Genomic DNA, 1,684 nt, shown 5'->3' with positions numbered 1-1,684 from the left:
CCTCCACCGGTTGTCGGCTGCCGGTAGGGGGTGCCTGCGTCCGCTGTCGGCTCTCCGCAGGGGGATGGTTATCCCTGCCGCCGTGTTCCGCTGGGGGCGCAGGGGGCGAAGCTCCCGCCACGGCACTGGGCGCGCCCCGTCAGGGGCGCGGGGAACTGCGCGAGCAACCAGCGACGACCCGCAGGCGCCGGACGGGCGCAGCGGGCCGAGCTCGTGGGCGGCTTTCAGGGGCGCGGGGAACTGCGCGACAAGCCTCCACCGGGGTAGCAGCCCCGCCGTCAGCCTTGGCCCGGTTTGCGGGAGCGCCAGATGACGAAGAGGGCCGAGGTCACGGCGGCCAGGCGGACCGCCCAGGGCCAGGTGTCGGAGAGGGCCTGGCCAAGGCCGCCCGTCGGGATGGGGGCGCCCCAGCGGCCCTCCGCCCGGCCCCAGAGCCAGACGAACCAGCCGCCCACCGCGACGCCCGGAATGCCCATCACCGCCCACTTCGACTCGGTGTGCGAGAGCTTCCGGGTGAGGTAGGCGAGGCCCCAGCCCGCGACGAGGACGAACCAGTTGCCGATGACCGCGCCGACGATCAGCAGCCCGGCCACGACGAGCAGCAGGAGGCTGACGGGCTCGCCGTCCGGGCGGCGCAGCAGGCTGGGGCGGGGACGGGCCTCCACGGCCTCCTCCGCTTCCACTTCCCCGTCCGCCGTCTCGCTCCCGGCGGCCTCGACCGCCTCGACCGCGGCTTCGGGTTCCTGCTGGCGGGTCGGCGGTTTCAGTATTTCGGGGATCTCGATACCGCCGACGAACCCGTGGACCGGTTCGCCCGGGGCGGCCGTACCGAACGGGCCGGGGGTCACGCGCCACCAGTCCGACATTTCCCTGGAGCCGGAGCCGGAGCCGGAGCCGGAGCCAGTGGTTTCCGGGGCGGCTTCGAGGAAGACGGGCGAGAGTGCGCCGCGGGCGGGCTCGTCCTCGCGGCGCTGCACGGGCACTTTGCCGGAATCCTTGCGGGTGGTGGCGCTCTGCTGCCCGCCCGCGTCGGCGACGGCTTCGTCCGGGGTGCCGAGCGCGGTGAGGATGCGCTGGACCGCGGCGGGCGTGTCGGCGCCTTCCGTGGTTCTGCGGTGCTCGATCTCCGTGCGCAGGCGGGAGACGAGCCGCATGCGGTCGGCGGAGGTGAGCGCGGTGCGTTGCGCGATGTCGCCGACTCGGCTCAGGTAGTCAAAAACAAGCTGATCGCTTTCGATCCCCACCGAATCCCCTAAGACCATCAGCCGCTCGTCCCCCGACGGTACCGGTTCCCTGCGGGGCTGGGCCGGGTTGTTGGGGTTTCTCGCCGTTGCCGCGCCCGCCCCCGGCCCCGGCGCCTACTGGGGTGCCTCTGCGCTGCGTGCGCGGGTGCGGGTCCGGTGGGGGTTTGTCGCGCAGTTCCCCGCGCCCCTAAAAGCCGCCCACGAGCTCGGCCGCCCCTGCCTGTCCGGCGGCTGCGGATCATCGCTGGTTGCTCGCGCAGTTCCCCGCGCCCCTGATGGGGCGCGCCCGGTCCTGCGGGGAGCCGACAGCGGACGCTAGAGCGTGTTCGTAGTTCGGATCTTCAGGTGGGTTGGAGGCTGCGGATCCACAGGATCGCGCCGCGCAGATGGAGTCCGGCGAGGTAGCTCTCGGGTGTCTTGTCGTAGCGGGTGGCCAGCCC

The 1,684-nt window shown here is 73.2% G+C and carries 1 protein-coding gene and 1 pseudogene; both read right to left on the bottom strand.

What is annotated here, in order from left to right; translation table 11 throughout:
* Positions 1-278: 278 nt before the first annotated feature.
* Positions 279-1,244: a hypothetical protein gene (locus K6I34_RS36640; RefSeq protein WP_229332338.1), complete on the bottom strand. Its 966-nt coding sequence runs from the start codon at positions 1,242-1,244 to the stop codon at positions 279-281.
* Positions 1,245-1,585: 341 nt separating this feature from the next.
* Positions 1,586-1,684: pseudogene (locus K6I34_RS36635) on the bottom strand (IS5/IS1182 family transposase); the annotation flags it as partial.

Source organism: Streptomyces sp. UNOC14_S4 (assembly GCF_020740835.1).
Classification (GTDB): domain Bacteria; phylum Actinomycetota; class Actinomycetes; order Streptomycetales; family Streptomycetaceae; genus Streptomyces.
The sequence above is the reverse complement of the archived record's forward strand: the minus strand, read 5'-3'. Positions and strand labels throughout refer to the sequence as shown.